Origin of the sequence: Blastococcus sp. TF02A-26, assembly GCF_003319125.1 — a bacterium.
Lineage (GTDB): Bacteria > Actinomycetota > Actinomycetes > Mycobacteriales > Geodermatophilaceae > Trujillonella.
Genome location: NZ_QOHG01000027.1, coordinates 22,880 through 38,068, shown reverse-complemented (window position 1 = coordinate 38,068; position 15,189 = coordinate 22,880). Strand labels below are relative to the sequence as shown.

Sequence of the window (15,189 nt, the reverse complement as noted above, 5' to 3'; positions counted from 1 at the left end):
GGCACCGTACATTCGACGGCGATGTCGACTACCACCGCCCCCTCGCGCTCCGTCGTCCTGGCGAAGCTCGCGGGGACCATCGTCCTGGCCGGCGCCCTGCTGGCCGGCATGCTGCTGCCCTTCGTCGGTGGCACCGGCCTGGCGGCGCGGAACTCCGCGACCCTGCTGGACGCGCTGCCGGTCGAGCTCACCGATGCCACACCCGCCGGCAACAGCCGGGTGCTGGCCGCCGACGGCTCCCTCATCACGATGTTCTACGAGAACAACCGCACCGTGGTGACGGGCGACCAGATCGCGCCGGTGATGAAGGACGCGCTGGTCGCCATCGAGGACTCGCGGTTCTTCCGGCACAACGGCCTCGACGTGCAGGGCACGCTGCGCGCGCTGGTGACCAACGTCGCCGCCGGCAGCGTGGAGGAGGGCGGCTCGACGATCACCCAGCAGCTGGTCAAGCAGACGCTGATCGAGACCGCCGACAGCGCGGAGGAGATCGAGGCGGCCCGCGAGCAGGACGGCGCGGCCGGCATCTCGCGCAAGCTGCGCGAGGCGCGGCTGGCGCTGGCCCTCGAGGAGACCTACAGCAAGGACGAGATCCTCACCCGCTACCTGAACATCGTGTACTTCGGCGAGGGCGCTTACGGCATCCAGGCCGCCGCGCAGAAGTACTTCAGCGTCAACGCGATCGACCTGACGCTGCCGCAGGCGGCGATGCTCGCCGGGCTCGTGCAGAGCCCCACGAACGACGACCCGATCAACAACCCGGACGCCGCGCGGGAGCGCCGCGACGAGGTCCTGAGCCGGATGCTCGACCAGGGCTACATCGAGCAGGCCGACTACGACGCCGTCGCGGGCACCCCCGTGGAGGTCGTCGAGGGGCAGTCCCCGCCGAACAACTGCGTCGACGCCGCGATCGGCGGCTTCTTCTGCGCCTACCTCGAGCAGTACCTGACCGGCACCCTGGGGCTGACCGACCAGCAGATCCGCAGCGGTGGCCTGACCATCCAGACGACGCTGCGGCCGGACATGCAGGCCGCGGGTGACCAGGCGGTGCTCAACACCCTCCCGATGGGCGACCCGCTGGCCGCCATGTACACCAACGTCGAGCCCGGCACCGGCCACGTCCTGGCGATGAGCGTGAACCGCGTGTTCGGCTGCGACGCGACCCGCCCCGAGTGCGAGTCGGTCGTGCTCAACACCGCGTACAGCCAGGGCGCGGGCTCGACGTACAAGACGTTCACCGCGGCCGCGGCGCTGGAGCGCGGCTTCTCGCAGTACTTCACGCTGACGACCGGCGAGCCCTACGTCTCGCGGGTCTACCGCGGCCCGTGCGAGGGCCGGAACACCGGCGGGATGTACTGCGTGCGCAACGCCGGCAACTACCCGTCGACGCTGGACATGGAGCGCGCGCTCTACATGTCCTCGAACACCTACTTCCTCGCCCTCGAGGACGCCCTGGGCAGCGTCGAGGGTCCGGTCCGCGTGGCCGAGCGGATGGGCATGAACTTCGTGTCCACCCCCGCCGACCAGATCATCGAGGAGAACCGCGGCTCGTTCACCCTCGGCCCGGAGGCGACCAGCCCGCTCGACCTCGCCAGCGCCTACAGCACGCTGGCGGCCAACGGCACCCAGTGCGACCCGACCCCGGTCGTCGCCATCCTCGACCGCAACGGCGAGCCGTTGCTCGGCGAGGACGGGGAGCCGGTGGTGAAGGACGACAACTGCACCGCGCAGGCGATCCCGCCGGGCGTCGCCACCACGCTGAACCAGATGCTGCGCAAGGACGTCGAGCCCGGCTTCTCCGGGCAGACCGCGTCCCGGGCCTACATCCCCGGCCACCAGATCGCCGGCAAGACCGGTACCTCGCAGAGCAACTTCTCGGTGGCCTTCGTCGGCTACACGCCGCAGTACACCGCCAGCGTGATGGTGCTCAACCCCAAGCAGAACCAGGACGTCGGCGGCTTCGGTGGCGGCAAGGGCGCCACGATCTGGCGCGACGCGATGGCGCCGATCCTCACCGGGCAGCCGATGGTGCCCTTCCCACCGGCCGACCCGGTCGTCCAGAACGGCAACACCCGCGAGGTGCCCGGCTGCTCGACCGTCAGCGGCTGTCAGCAGGCGATGACGTCGGCCGGCCTGCGCTTCGAGACCGCGTCGGTGGACAGCGACCGGCCGCAGGGCACCGTCGTCGGGACCAACCCGCCGGCGGGCGCCCGCGCCATCGAGGACCAGGTCGTGACCATCCAGGTCAGCAACGGCTCGCAGTACGTCGAGCCCGCTCCGCAGCCGGCGCCGGGCCCGGCCTCCCCGTCGTCCCCGGCACCCGGCGGTGGAGGTCCCGGCGGCGGCGGTGGCCCGGCCCCGGGTCCCGGTGGCCCCGCTCCCGGTCCGGGTGGACCCGCTCCCGGCAGCACGGCCCCCGGTCCCGAAGGGGAGGGCGGCGACTGAGCCGCACCGCACTGCACCACCTCGCGCGCCCCTGCCGGACACCGGCGGGGGCGCGCGGTCGTTCCAGGGACCGACAGCTGGTCGGCGCCGTGACGGTCAGCCGAGCTGGCGGCGGACCTCCGCGGCCACGCGCGAGCCCTCGGCCCGGCCGGCCACCGCGGCGGTCGCGGCGCCCATGACCCGGCCCATGTCCTTCATGCCGGAGGCGCCGGTCGTGGTGATGACGTCGGCGACCAGCGCGGCCAGGTCGGCGTCCTCCAGCTGCGCGGGCAGGTAGTCGGCGAGGACGCCCTCCTCGGCGCGCTCCCGCTCGGCCTGCTGGGTGCGGCCCGCGCCACCGAAGGCCTCGGCGGCCTCCCGGCGCTTCTTGGCCTCCCGGCGGACCACGGCCTGCACCTCGTCGTCGGAGAGCTCCCGCGCCTCCTTGCCGGCGACCTCCTCGGCGCTGATCGCCGCGAGCACCATCCGCAGCGTGGCGGTGCGCAGCTCGTCGCGGGCCTTCATGGCGGTGGTGAGGTCGGCACGGAGCCGGCTCTTCAGGGCGTCGGACACCTGCTCAGCGTGACACGGCCGCCCTCCGCCCCGGCCCCGTACCCTGGCTGGACATGCGCTGGTACACCGTCGCCCCCGCCGTGGCGCTCGCCTCCGGAGCGGCCACGCTCGGCTACGCCGGCCTCTACGAGCGGACCCGCTGGACGCTGCGCCGCTTCGACGTCCCGGTCCTCGCCCCCGGGTCCGCGCCGCTGCGGCTGCTGCACGTCTCCGACATCCACATGACCGCCGGGCAGCGCTCCAAGCAGGAGTGGCTGGCCGGGCTCGCCGGGCTGCGGCCGCACCTGGTGATCGACACCGGGGACAACCTCGCCGGTCAGGACGCCGTCGCACCGACGCTGCGCGCCCTCGACGGGCTGCTCGACGTGCCCGGCGCCTTCGTGACGTCGTCCAACGACTACTACGCGCCCAAGCCGAAGAACCCGCTCAAGTACTTCAAGAAGAAGCACAAGCGGGTGCTGGGCGACGCCCTCCCCTGGCGTGACCTGCGCGACGGCTTCACCGCCCGCGGCTGGCTGGACCTCACCAACGCCCGCGGCGAGCTCGTCGTCGACGGGCGGCGCATCGTGTTCGCCGGGGTGGACGACCCGCACCTCAAGCGGGACCGCTACGACGACGTGGCCGGCCCGGCCGACCCGACCGCCGACCTGCGCATCGGCCTGGTGCACGCCCCCGAGCCGCGGGTGCTCGACCGGTTCGCCGCCGACGGCTACGACCTGCTGCTCTCCGGCCACACCCACGGCGGGCAGCTGCGGGTGCCCGGCTACGGCGCACTGGTCACCAACTGCGGCCTGGACCGCGCCCGGGTCCGGTGGGTGAGCCGTTGGACGGTGCCGTCGGCGGAGCGGCCCAACGGCACCTGGATGCACGTCTCGGCGGGGCTGGGCACCAGCCCGTACGCCCCTGTCCGCTTCGCCTGCCCGCCCGAGGCGACCCTGCTGACGCTCACCGCCCGCCCCGCCTGAGCCCGCCGCCGGGCCGCCCCGGGACGGGCGGTAGAGTGGTCGCCGCACGCCTCGGGGTGTGGCGCAGCTTGGTAGCGCGCGTCGTTCGGGACGACGAGGCCGCAGGTTCAAATCCTGTCACCCCGACCAGTTCAGGGGCCGCCGGAAGGCGGCCCCTGACCCGTTTCCGGGGCCGGTCCGGTTGGGAGACCGCCGCAGGGGGCACTCGGGAGCCCGATGACCGAGTGGTTGCTCCTCCTCGCCGCCGTGCTGCTCACCGTGGCGACCGGCTTCTTCGTCGCTGCTGAGTTCTCCCTGACGACGGTCGACCGCGGTCGCGCCGAGGAGGCCGCCCAGGCCGGGAACCGGGGCGCCGGCGGCGTCGTGACGGCGCTGAAGAGCCTGTCCACGCAGCTCTCGGCCGCCCAGCTGGGCATCACGATCACCACGCTGATCGTCGGCTTCCTGGCCGAGCCGGCCCTCGGCCAGTTGCTCCGCGGCCCGCTCGAGGCGGCGGGGCTGCCCGAGGGGGCCCTGCACGGCGTGTCCTACGGGCTGGCGATTGCCCTCGCGACCGCCCTGCAGATGTGGCTCGGCGAGCTCGGCCCGAAGAACCTGGCGATCGCCAACCCGCTCAAGGTCGCCGCCGTCGTGGCCCCCGGGATGCGGGCCTTCACCACGGCCACCGGCTGGATCGTCAACTCCCTGCAGCGGCTGGCCAACGCCATCGTGCGGCGCCTGGGCTTCGAGCCCAAGGAGGAGCTCGACTCCGCCCGCGGCGCCGAGGAGCTGGCCGCGGTCGCGCGTCGCTCGGCCGAGGAGGGCGACCTCTCCCCCGTGGCCGCCCGGCTGCTCACCCGGTCGCTGGACCTGCGGCAGAAGTACGCCACCGACGTCATGACGCCCCGGACCCGGCTGTGGACGGTCAGCTCCCGCGCGACCGCCGCCGAGGTGATCCGGGCCGCGACCGAGTCCGGCAACTCACGCTTCCCCGTCTACGGCTCCGATCTCGACGAGGTGACCGGCATCGTGCACGTGAAGCACGCCGTCGCCGTCCCGGAGGCCGAGCGCGACCGGCGGACGGCCGCGGAGCTCGCGGCACCGCTGCTGGCGGTGCCCTCCTCGCTGCACCTCGAGCGCCTGCTCGACCTGCTGCGCGAGCAGGGCCTGCAGGTGGCCCTGGTGGTCGACGAGTGGGGCGCCACGCACGGCCTGGTGACCCTGGAGGACATCGTGGAGGAGCTGGTCGGCGAGATCACCGACGAGACGGACCAGCCGCTGCGCACCGCCCGCCGCGTCGACGAGGACCTCTGGCTGCTGTCGGGCCTGCTGCGTCCCGACGAGGTGCTCGACCGCACCGGGATCGACATCCCGGAGGGGCGCTACGAGACCCTCGCGGGCTTCCTCACCGAGCAGCTGCAGCGGCTCCCGGAGGTCGGTGACCGGGTGGGCGTGCCCGGCGCCTGCCTCACCGTGGAGACGCTGGACGGGCGGCGCGTGGCCCGGGTGCGGGCCGAACGGGTGCCGGAGCCGGCCTCCGACGAGACGGCGGAGGTGGCGGCATGAGCGACGCCGTCAGCCTGCTCGTCCTGGTCGCGCTGCTGCTGGGCAACGCCTTCTTCGTGGCCGCGGAGTTCGCGCTGGTCTCCGTGCGGGCCGACCAGCTGGAGCCGCGCGCGGAGGCCGGCTCGGCGCGGGCGGTCAAGACGCTCGCCGCCCTGCGGAACGTCTCGAAGATGATGGCCGCCGCCCAGCTGGGCATCACGCTGTGCTCGCTGGGCCTGGGCGCGGTCGGCGAACCGGCCGTCGCGCACCTCATCGAGAAGCCGATGGAGGCCGTCGGTGTGCCGGAGGGCCTGCTGCACCCGATCGCGCTGGTCATCGCGCTGTCGCTGGTGACGGTGCTGCACATGGTGCTCGGCGAGATGGTGCCGAAGAACATCACCATCGCCGGGCCCGACCGTGCCGCGCTGGTCCTGGGGCCGCCGCTGGCCGCGTTCGCCCGCCTGCTGACCCCGGTCATCTGGTTCTTCAACACGACGGCGAACGCCTTCGTGCGGCTGTTCGGGGTGACCCCCACCGACGAGGTGGCGGCCAGCTTCGACGAGGCCGAGATCCGGTCGATGATCACGCAGTCCCGCAAGGAGGGCCGGCTCGGCCGCGAGGTCGGTGAGCTCGCCGCCGGGGCGCTCACCTTCGAGCAGCACGCGGTCGAGGACGTGCTCATGCCGATGGCGGACGTGGTGACCGTCCCGCGGGCCACGACGCCGCGGGAGCTGGAGGCGGTCGTCGCCGAGCACGGGTTCAGCCGCTACCCCGTCCGCGGCGACGACGGCGCCCTGGCCGGGTTCGTGCACGTCAAGGACGCGCTCGGCGTCGAGGGCGAGGCGCGGGACCGGCCGATGCCCGACGACAGCGTCGTCCCCCTCGTGCCGCTGGCCCCCGGGAGCACGCTGCCCGACGTCCTCGCCGAGATGCGCACCCAGGGAGCTCACCTGGGCGTCGTCGGCCCGCTCGCCGACCCGGCCGGGGTGGTGGCGCTGGAGGACGTGCTGGAACTGCTCATCGGCGACGTCCGCGACGCCGCCGCCGACCTGCAGGCGGCCGGGACCGGCACGGAGGCGGGAGCCGGCGCCGGGGGAAGATGAGCCGGTGAGCGCCTCTCCGCCGTCCCCCGTCCTCCCCCCGGAGGTCACCGCCCGCTGGCAGGCCCGGTTCCGCGCCCCGCGGGTGAGCCTGCCGGACTGGGCGCTGGAGGCGCCGCACCGCAACCTGTACGCCTCCGACGTCAGCGGCGTCGTCGAGCAGTACGCCTGGGACCGCACGACCGACGTCCACCGGCAGGCCACCGACCGGCCCAACGGCACGCTCATCGGCACCCTCTCCCCCGACGGCGAGACGATCTGGTGGTTCGCCGACACCGACGGCGACGAGTTCGGCGTCTGGATGGTGCAGCCGTTCGCCGGCGGTGAGGACCGGGTCGCGCTGCCCGAGGTCGGGCCGGCCTATCCCGCCGGTCTGGAGATCGGCGACAGCGTGGTCGCGGTCGGCCGCTCCACCGACGACGGCAGCGAGCTCTGGCTGGCCCCGGTCGGCGGCACCCCGCGGGTGCTCTACCGGCACGCCGATCCCGCCTCGGTCGACGCGCTGACCTACGACGAGGACCTGCTGGTCGTCTCGCACTCGGAGCACGGCGACCCCCGCTACCCGGCACTGCGGGTGCTGCGGACGGCGGACGACTCCGTCGTCGCGGAGAAGTGGGACGGCGAGGGCCGCGGCCTGCACGCCCTGGAGTTCGCCCCGCTGGCCGGCGACCGGCGGCTGCTCGTCGGGCACGAGCGGCGCGGCCGCGAGGAGCTGCTGGTCTGGGACGTCGAGGCCGACACCGAGACCGAGATCGTGCTGGACCTGCCCGGCGACGTCACCGCCGGCTGGTACCCCGACGGGTCGGCGCTGCTGGTGGGCCACGACCACGCCGCCCGGAGCGAGGTCTACCGCTACGACCTGGCCACGGGCGCCCTGGAGCAGCTGGAGACCCCGCGGGGCGTCGTCCGGGGGGCGACCGCGCGCCCGGACGGGACCGTGGAGCTGGCCTGGTCGTCGGCCGAACTGCCGCCGGTGATCCGCCGGGCCGACGGTCCGGTCGTGCTGGCCGCGCCGGGCGAGGAGCCCCCGGCGGCCTACCCGGTGGAGGACCGCTGGGTGCCCGGCCCGGGCGGCGACATCCACGCGCTGGTCGTCCGGCCTGCGGGTGAGGCGCCGTACGCGACCGCGTTCCTGGTGCACGGCGGCCCCGAGGCGGCCGACGACGACTCCTACCGCGCCCGACGGGCCGCCTACGTGGACGCCGGCTACGCGGTCGTGCACGTCAACTACCGCGGCTCCACCGGCTACGGCAGCGCCTGGCGGGACGCGCTGACCGGCCGGCCCGGCCCGACGGAGCTGGAGGACGTCGCGGCGGTCTACGACGCGCTGGTCGCCGAGGGCTTCCTCGACCCGTCGCGGGCGCTGATCAGCGGCGGCTCGTGGGGCGGGTTCCTCACCCTGCTCGGCCTCGGGACGCAGCCGGAGCGGTGGGCGGCCGGGATCGCCGAGGTGCCGGTGGCCGACTACCTCGCCGCCTACGAGGACGAGATGGAGGGTCTGCGGGCCTACGACCGGGCGCTGTTCGGTGGCTCACCGGACGAGGTGCGCGACGTGTACGTGCGGTCCTCCCCCATCACCTACGTCGAGTCCGTGCGGGCGCCGGTGCTGGTCGTGGCCGGCGCCAACGACCCGCGCTGCCCGATCCGGCAGATCGACAACTACCTGGGCGAGCTCGAGCGCCTCGGGAAGCCGCACGAGGTGTACCGGTTCGACGCCGGCCACGGCTCGCTGGTGATCGAGGAGACGATCCGCCAGGTCGAGCTGGCGCTGGACTTCGCGCTCCGCCACGTGCAGCCCTGAACGGAGTCGCTCGAGTGCGCTTCCTGCACTCGAGCGACTCCGCTCAGGAGGCGGCGATGAGCTCCGCGATCTGGACGGTGTTGAGCGCGGCACCCTTGCGCAGGTTGTCGTTGCTCACGAAGAGGGCGAGACCGCGACCGCCGTCGACACCCGGGTCCTGCCGGATCCGACCGACGTAGCTCGGGTCCCGCCCGGCCGCCTGCAGCGGGTTCGGGACGTCGGAGAGCTCGACCCCGGGCGCCGTCGAGAGCAGCTCGGTGGCCCGCTCGACGCTGATCGGGCGCTCGAACTCGACGTTGAGCGAGAGGGAGTGCCCGGTGAAGACCGGGACCCGCACGCAGGTGCCCGAGACCCGCAGGTCCGGGATGCCGAGGATCTTGCGGCTCTCGTTGCGGAGCTTCTGCTCCTCGTCGGTCTCCCAGCTGCCGTCGTCGACGACGGACCCGGCCATCGGGAGCACGTTGAAGGCGATCGGCCGCACGTACTTCTGCGGCTCGGGGAAGGTGACGGCGCTGCCGTCGTAGGCGAGCTCGTCGGCCTTGTCGACGACGGCCTTGACCTGCGAGTGCAACTCCTGCACGCCGGCGATGCCCGAGCCGGAGACGGCCTGGTAGGTGCTGGCCACGATCCGGACCAGGCCGGCCTCGTCGTGCAGCGGCTTGAGCACCGGCATCGCGGCCATGGTGGTGCAGTTCGGGTTGGCGATGATCCGGCCGTGCGCCTTGGCGATGTCGCCGGGGTTCACCTCGCTGCAGACCAGCGGGATCTCGGGGTCGCGGCGGAACGCGGAGCTGTTGTCGATGACGATGACGCCGGCCTCGGCGTACCGCGGGGCCTGCGCGCGGGAGGTGGTGGCCCCGGCGGAGAAGAGCGCGACGTCCAGGCCGGTGGGGTCGGCGGTGGCGGCGTCCTCGACGGTGATCTCGCCGTCGCCCCACGGCAGCGTGGTGCCGGCGGAACGGGCGGAGGCGAAGAAGCGGATCGACGCGATCGGCAGGTCGCGCTCGGCCAGGATCGACCGCATCGCGGCACCGACCTGGCCGGTCGCGCCGACGACGCCGATGTTCAGCGGGCGCATGCTCATCGTCCGGTCCCTCCGTAGACCACGGCCTCGGTGTCGGAGCCGAGGTCGAAGGCGTCGTGCACCGCGCGGACGGCGATGTCGACGTCGGTGTCGCGGCAGACCACCGAGATGCGGATCTCGGAGGTGCTGATCAGCTCGAGGTTCACCCCGGCGTCGGCGAGGGCGCCGAAGAACTTGGCCGAGACGCCCGGGTGCGACCGCATGCCGGCGCCGACCAGCGAGACCTTGCCGATGTGCTGGTCGAAGCTGACGTCGGTGTAGCCGACGGTGTGCTTGACCTTCTCGAGCGCGGCGAGCGCCGTCGGGCCGTCGCTCTTGGGCAGCGTGAAGGAGATGTCGGCGAGCTTGCTGGCCTCGGCCGACACGTTCTGCACGATCATGTCGATGTTGACCTCGGCGTCGGCGAGGACGCGGAACAGCTGCGCCGCCTCACCCGGCCGGTCGGGCACGCCGTAGACGGTGATCTTGCCCTCGCTGCGGTCGTGCGCGACGCCCGTGATGATCGCCTGTTCCACCGGGAGGTCCTCCATCGAACCGGCCACGATCGTGCCGGGGAGCTGTGAGTAGGAGCTGCGGACGTGCACGGGGATGCCGTAGCGGCGGGCGTACTCGACGCAGCGGAGCATGAGGACCTTGGCGCCCGAGGCGGCCAGCTCCAGCATCTCCTCGTAGGTGACGGTGTCCAGCCGCTGGGCGTTCGGGACGATCCGCGGGTCGGCGGTGAAGACGCCGTCGACGTCGGTGTAGATCTCGCAGACGTCGGCCTGCAGCGCCGCGGCGACGGCGACCGCGGTGGTGTCGGACCCGCCGCGGCCGAGCGTCGTGACGTCCTTGGTGTCCTGGCTGACGCCCTGGAAGCCGGCGACGATGACGATCGAGCCCTCGTCCAGCGCGCTGCGCAGCCGGCCCGGCGTGACGTCGATGATCCGCGCCTTGCCGTGGCTGGAGGTCGTGATCACGCCGGCCTGGGAGCCGGTGAACGACCGGGCCTCGTAGCCGTGGGTGTTGATCGCGATCGCCAGCAGCGCCATCGAGATGCGCTCGCCGGCGGTGAGCAGCATGTCGAGCTCGCGGCCGGGCGGGGTGTCGGTGATCTGGGCCGCCTGGTCGAGCAGCTCGTCGGTGGTGTCGCCCATCGCGGAGACCACCACGACGACGTCGTTGCCGTCCTTCTTGGCGGCCACGATCCGCTCGGCGACGCGCTTCATGTGCGCGGCGGAGGCGACGGAGGAGCCGCCGTACTTCTGGACGACGAGGGCCACGGTTCCACAGGCTACCGTCGCCCGGTGGACGATCCCGAGAGGTGGCTGCTCAGCGCGGAGGAGCGGGGCAACCCGGCCACCGATCTGCCCGGCTGGACCGCGGGCAACCTCTGCACGCCGCTGGTGCACGGCTCGGTCTACTTCGAGCGCCTCGTCGAGGCGGTCGAGGCGCTGGACGAGGGTGACCACCTCTTCTTCACCGACTGGCGCGGGGACCCCGACGAGCAGCTGCGCCCGGGCGGTCCGACGGTCGCGCAGCTGTTCACCGAGGCCGTGCGGCGTGGGGTGACCGTGCGCGGGCTGGTGTGGCGGTCGCACCTGGACGGCGCCTCGTTCAGCAAGGAGGAGAACCGCGCCCTGGACCGGGAGATCGAGCACGGCGGAGGCGAGGTGATCCTGGACCAGCGGGTGCGCCGGTTCGGCTCGCACCACCAGAAGTTCGTGGTGCTGCGCCACGACCAGGACGCCTCGCGGGACGTCGCATTCGTCGGTGGGATCGACCTGTGCCACAGCCGGCGGGACGACGCCGAGCACCGCGGCGACCCCCAGTCGCTGGCCATGTCGGAGGCATACGGGTCGACCCCGCCGTGGCACGACGTGCAGCTGGAGCTCCGCGGCCCCGCCGTGCACGTGCTCGACACGGTGTTCCGCGAGCGCTGGGACGACCCGCACTCCGCCGACACCGACCACCCGATCGCCTGGGTCCGGGACAAGCTGAACCGTGCCCGCACCGACGGCGACCCTCTGCCGCCGCAGCTGCCGGCCCCGCCAGCGTGCGGGCCGCACCTGGTGCAGAACCTCCGCACCTATCCGGCGATCCGGCCGCCCTACCCGTTCGCGCCGCAGGGCGAGCGGTCGATCGCCCGGGGGTACACGAAGGCGATCGAGCGGGCGCGCCGGCTGGTCTACCTCGAGGACCAGTACATGTGGTCGGCCGAGGTGGCCCAGCTGTTCGCCGACGCGCTGCGGACCAACCCGGAGCTGCACCTGGTGGTGATCGTGCCGCGGGTGCCCGACCAGGACGGCGCGTTCGCCTCGCGGCCGCAGTACGTCGGCCGGTGGCAGGCGCTGGAACTCTGCCGCAAGGCCGGGCCCGACCGGGTGCACGTCTTCGACGTGGAGAACCACGAGGGCACGCCGGTCTACGTGCACGCCAAGGTGTGCGTGGTCGACGACGTGTGGGCGAGCGTGGGCAGCGACAACTTCAACCGGCGGTCGTGGACGCACGACAGCGAGCTGTCCAGCGCGGTCCTGGACACCACCCGCGACGAGCGCGAGCCGCGGGACCCCGGCGGCGGCGGGGACGGCGCCCGCGTGTTCGCCCGTGACCTGCGGCTGGAGCTCGCCCGTGAGCACACCGACCGCGCCCCGGACGGCAGCGAGGACGCCGACCTGCTCGACCCCGAGGCGTTCGTGGCGACCCTGGAGGCGTCGGCCGAGGCGCTCGACGCCTGGTACGCCGGGGGCCGCGTGGGACCGCGCCCGCGAGGGCGGCTGCGCCGGCACGAGCCGGAGGAGCTCAGCCTCGGCACCCGGCTCTGGGCGACGCCCGTGTACCGCCTGCTCGACGACCCCGACGGCCGCCCGCTCCGCCTGCGCCTGCGCGGGAAGTTCTGAATCGAGCCTCGCGCGGCTCCGGAAGGCCGCGGTCCTCCGGATGCTCCTCCCGGCCCGTGCCGGCTCAGGCCGGGATGCTGAACGCAGACCCGAGGCAGCCGGCATGTCCCTCCCCGCACGCTCGTGCTCTGCCCGCCACCGTGGGCAGAGCACGAAGAGGCGCTCCTCGGGCATACACCCACAGCGCTCGTGCTGTGCCCGCGTGTGTGGGCAGAGCACGAGCGTCCACAGACGGACACGCCGTCCCCGGGCTGCGGCCGGATGGGACCAGGGTTCGCGTCGTGACAGATGTCGACCTGGCGGGCCTGCTGCGTCGGATCCGTCGCATCGCCGACCTGTCCCAACGCGAGCTCGCCGCCGCCATCGGCGTCTCCAAGTCCGCGCTCGCAGCGGCCGAGGCAGGGACGGGACGGCTCGACGTCCGAGCGCTCGGCCGGGCGGCCGAGGCCGCCGGGCTCCGGATCGCGCTGGTGGACGCCGCGGGCGACGAGGTGCTCGGGATGGCCGACGGCACGGTGCGGGACATGGCCGGCCGCCGGTTCCCCGCGCACCTCGACACCCGGTACTCCGACGAGGGCTGGTGGCACGACGCGCACCACTACGGCCGGCCGCGCGCCTGGTACACGTACGACCGGGACCGGCGGTGGCGCGATGTCGTGCGCGCACGGCGGGGCACGCCGGAGGACCACCTCGTGCCCGAGCCGGGCGACTCGCCGGCCGAACGGCGGGCGGCCCGGCAGGACGCGGCGCGGCGGAGATCGCGGGCCGAGTGGGAGCGCCGGCGGGACGCCGGGGAGCTGCCACCCCTGCCGCGATGGGTCTGCGACTGCCCCCCGGAGTGCCCGGAGGACGAGGCCGGCGTCAAGTCCTCCCACGCCGACGACTGCGTGTGTCGGTGCGACCTCGACTGACCCGCTGCTACCGTGGGGGCGTGCGCGGCAGCCTCCTGCTTACCCGCCGCGGCGAGGCCCTCTCCTAGGTCGGCCCCCTCGCCGCGGTGATCTGCCGTGACGGCGCCTTCCATGACGGAGAGCGTTCCCGGCGCCCGCTGACCGCCCCACCGGAGCTGAGTCCAGCCCGCGCCAGAGGAGCCCCGTCATGCACGAGAACCACCCGCACGTCCGCAACCCCCAGCAGCCCTCGGCCATGCCGTTCGGCCGCTACGCGCCGTTCACCCCGGTCGAGCTGCCCGACCGCACCTGGCCGGAGAAGGTCACCACCGTGGCCCCCCGGTGGTGCGCCGTCGACCTGCGCGACGGGAACCAGGCACTCATCGACCCGATGACCCCCGACCGCAAGCGCCGCATGTTCGAGCTGCTGGTCCGGATGGGCTACAAGGAGATCGAGGTCGGCTTCCCGGCGGCCAGCCAGACCGACTTCGACTTCGTCCGCCAGCTGATCGAGGACGACCTGGTCCCCGACGACGTCACGATCCAGGTCCTCACCCAGGCCCGCGACGAGCTGATCGAGCGCACCTACGAGTCCCTGCGCGGCGCCGAGCAGGCGATCGTGCACCTCTACAACTCGACCAGCACGCTGCAGCGGCGCGTGGTGTTCGGCTCCGACCGCGCCGGGATCGTCGACATCGCGGTCCACGGCGCCCAGCTGGTGCGCAAGCTGGCCGAGCAGATGCGCGACACCGAGATCCGCTTCGAGTACTCGCCGGAGTCCTTCACCGGCACCGAGCTGGACTTCGCCGTCGAGGTCTGCAACGCGGTCACCGACGTGTGGGAGCCCACCGTCGACCGCCCGACGATCCTCAACCTGCCGGCGACCGTCGAGATGGCCGAGCCCACGGTGTACGCCGACCAGATCGAGTGGATGAACCGCAACCTGGGCCGGCGTGACGCCGTCGTCCTGAGCCTGCACCCGCACAACGACCGCGGCACGGCCGTCGCCGCCGCCGAGCTGGGCTACCGGGCCGGCGCCGACCGCATCGAGGGCTGCCTGTTCGGCAACGGCGAGCGCACCGGCAACGTCGACCTGGTCACCCTGGGCCTGAACCTGTTCAGCCAGGGCATCGACCCGCAGATCGACTTCTCCGACATCGACGAGATCCGCCGCACCGTCGAGTACTGCAACCAGCTGGGCGTGCACGAGCGGCACCCCTACGGCGGCGACCTCGTCTACACCGCCTTCTCCGGCTCCCACCAGGACGCCATCAACAAGGGCTTCAAGGCCCTCGAGGTGGACGCCGCGGCGGCGGGCAAGCCCGTGTCCGAGATGCCGTGGGCGGTCCCGTACCTGCCGATCGACCCCAAGGACGTCGGCCGCAGCTACGAGGCCGTGATCCGGGTGAACAGCCAGTCCGGCAAGGGCGGCGTCGCCTACATCATGAAGACCGAGAACCACCTGGACCTGCCGCGGCGGCTGCAGATCGAGTTCAGCGCGGTCATCCAGCGGCACACCGACGACGAGGGCGGCGAGGTCACCGCCCAGCAGATGTGGTCGGCCTTCAGCAGCGAGTACCTGCCCGACCCGGCCGCGCCGTGGGGCCGGTTCTCGCTGACCGGGCACCGGCACACCGCGCACGGTGACGGGCAGCTCGACGAGATGGTCGTCGAACTGGTGGACGCCGGTGTCCCGGTCACCGTCCAGGGCCGGGGCAACGGCCCGATCGCCGCGTTCGTCGACGCCCTGCGGACCGTCGACGTCGACGTCCGGGTCCTCGACTACACCGAGCACGCCCTGTCGGCCGGCGGCGACGCCCGCGCGGCGGCCTACGTGGAGTGCGCCGTCGGCGACCGCGTGCTGTGGGGCGTCGGGATCGACCCGAACATCGTGACCGCCTCCCTGCGGGCGGTCGTCTCCGCGGTCAACCGCGCCCAGCGCTGAGCAC

The 15,189-nt window shown here is 73.3% G+C and carries 11 protein-coding genes and 1 tRNA gene; 9 read left to right on the top strand and 3 right to left on the bottom strand.

Annotation, left to right across the window (positions count from 1 at the left end):
• Positions 1–21 precede the first annotated feature (21 nt).
• Positions 22–2,445, top strand: a complete 2,424-nt coding sequence (locus DQ240_RS21690) for a transglycosylase domain-containing protein (protein ID WP_113841793.1) — start codon at positions 22–24, stop codon at positions 2,443–2,445.
• 96 nt (positions 2,446–2,541) lie between these two features.
• Here DQ240_RS21690 and DQ240_RS21685 read toward each other — a convergent pair whose 3' ends face one another.
• Positions 2,542–2,997 carry a GatB/YqeY domain-containing protein gene (locus DQ240_RS21685; protein ID WP_113841792.1) on the bottom strand — a complete coding sequence of 152 codons (456 nt, stop codon included), beginning with the start codon at positions 2,995–2,997 and terminating at the stop codon, positions 2,542–2,544.
• 53 nt (positions 2,998–3,050) lie between these two features.
• Here DQ240_RS21685 and DQ240_RS21680 point away from each other — a divergent pair, with 53 nt between their 5' ends.
• The 5 genes from DQ240_RS21680 to DQ240_RS21660 all read left to right on the top strand — a co-directional run bounded on the left by DQ240_RS21680 (position 3,051) and on the right by DQ240_RS21660 (position 8,387).
• Positions 3,051–3,962, top strand: a complete 912-nt coding sequence (locus DQ240_RS21680) for a metallophosphoesterase (RefSeq protein WP_113841791.1) — start codon at positions 3,051–3,053, stop codon at positions 3,960–3,962.
• 52 nt (positions 3,963–4,014) lie between these two features.
• A tRNA-Pro gene (locus tag DQ240_RS21675) sits at positions 4,015–4,091 on the top strand.
• Positions 4,092–4,178: 87 nt separating this feature from the next.
• On the top strand, positions 4,179–5,507 hold the full coding sequence (locus DQ240_RS21670) for a hemolysin family protein (protein WP_113841790.1): 1,329 nt from the start codon (positions 4,179–4,181) through the stop codon (positions 5,505–5,507).
• The gene (locus DQ240_RS21665; protein ID WP_113841789.1) at positions 5,504–6,589 is read left to right on the top strand and encodes a hemolysin family protein; all 1,086 of its coding nucleotides are present in this window, start codon (positions 5,504–5,506) and stop codon (positions 6,587–6,589) included. Before DQ240_RS21670 ends, DQ240_RS21665 begins: the two co-directional genes overlap by 4 nt.
• Positions 6,590–6,593: 4 nt before the next feature.
• Positions 6,594–8,387 carry a prolyl oligopeptidase family serine peptidase gene (locus DQ240_RS21660; protein WP_113841788.1) on the top strand — a complete coding sequence of 598 codons (1,794 nt, stop codon included), beginning with the start codon at positions 6,594–6,596 and terminating at the stop codon, positions 8,385–8,387.
• Positions 8,388–8,430: 43 nt separating this feature from the next.
• On the opposite strand, the gene DQ240_RS21655 is transcribed toward DQ240_RS21660, so the two are convergent.
• The gene (locus tag DQ240_RS21655; RefSeq protein WP_233498893.1) at positions 8,431–9,471 is read right to left on the bottom strand and encodes an aspartate-semialdehyde dehydrogenase; all 1,041 of its coding nucleotides are present in this window, start codon (positions 9,469–9,471) and stop codon (positions 8,431–8,433) included.
• On the bottom strand, positions 9,468–10,733 hold the full coding sequence (locus DQ240_RS21650) for an aspartate kinase (RefSeq protein WP_113841786.1): 1,266 nt from the start codon (positions 10,731–10,733) through the stop codon (positions 9,468–9,470). The genes DQ240_RS21655 and DQ240_RS21650 overlap by 4 nt, the downstream gene beginning before the upstream one ends.
• Positions 10,734–10,757: 24 nt before the next feature.
• Here DQ240_RS21650 and DQ240_RS21645 point away from each other — a divergent pair, with 24 nt between their 5' ends.
• The 3 genes from DQ240_RS21645 (at position 10,758) to leuA (ending at position 15,185) form a co-directional block, all read left to right on the top strand.
• Positions 10,758–12,350, top strand: coding sequence for a phospholipase D-like domain-containing protein (locus tag DQ240_RS21645; protein ID WP_113841785.1), 1,593 nt, complete (start codon positions 10,758–10,760; stop codon positions 12,348–12,350).
• Positions 12,351–12,631: 281 nt separating this feature from the next.
• Positions 12,632–13,261, top strand: a complete 630-nt coding sequence (locus tag DQ240_RS21640) for a helix-turn-helix domain-containing protein (protein ID WP_158548849.1) — start codon at positions 12,632–12,634, stop codon at positions 13,259–13,261.
• 187 nt (positions 13,262–13,448) lie between these two features.
• Positions 13,449–15,185, top strand: coding sequence for a 2-isopropylmalate synthase (leuA, locus tag DQ240_RS21635; protein ID WP_113841783.1), 1,737 nt, complete (start codon positions 13,449–13,451; stop codon positions 15,183–15,185).
• Positions 15,186–15,189: the final 4 nt, after the last annotated feature.

Coding starts and splice junctions, on each gene's coding strand:
- DQ240_RS21690 (WP_113841793.1), top strand. CDS start 22: ATGTCGACTACCACCGCCCCCTCGCGCTCCGTCGTCCTGGCGAAGCTC.
- DQ240_RS21680 (WP_113841791.1), top strand. CDS start 3,051: ATGCGCTGGTACACCGTCGCCCCCGCCGTGGCGCTCGCCTCCGGAGCG.
- DQ240_RS21670 (WP_113841790.1), top strand. CDS start 4,179: ATGACCGAGTGGTTGCTCCTCCTCGCCGCCGTGCTGCTCACCGTGGCG.
- DQ240_RS21665 (WP_113841789.1), top strand. CDS start 5,504: ATGAGCGACGCCGTCAGCCTGCTCGTCCTGGTCGCGCTGCTGCTGGGC.
- DQ240_RS21655 (WP_233498893.1), bottom strand. CDS start 9,471: ATGAGCATGCGCCCGCTGAACATCGGCGTCGTCGGCGCGACCGGCCAG.
- leuA (WP_113841783.1), top strand. CDS start 13,449: ATGCACGAGAACCACCCGCACGTCCGCAACCCCCAGCAGCCCTCGGCC.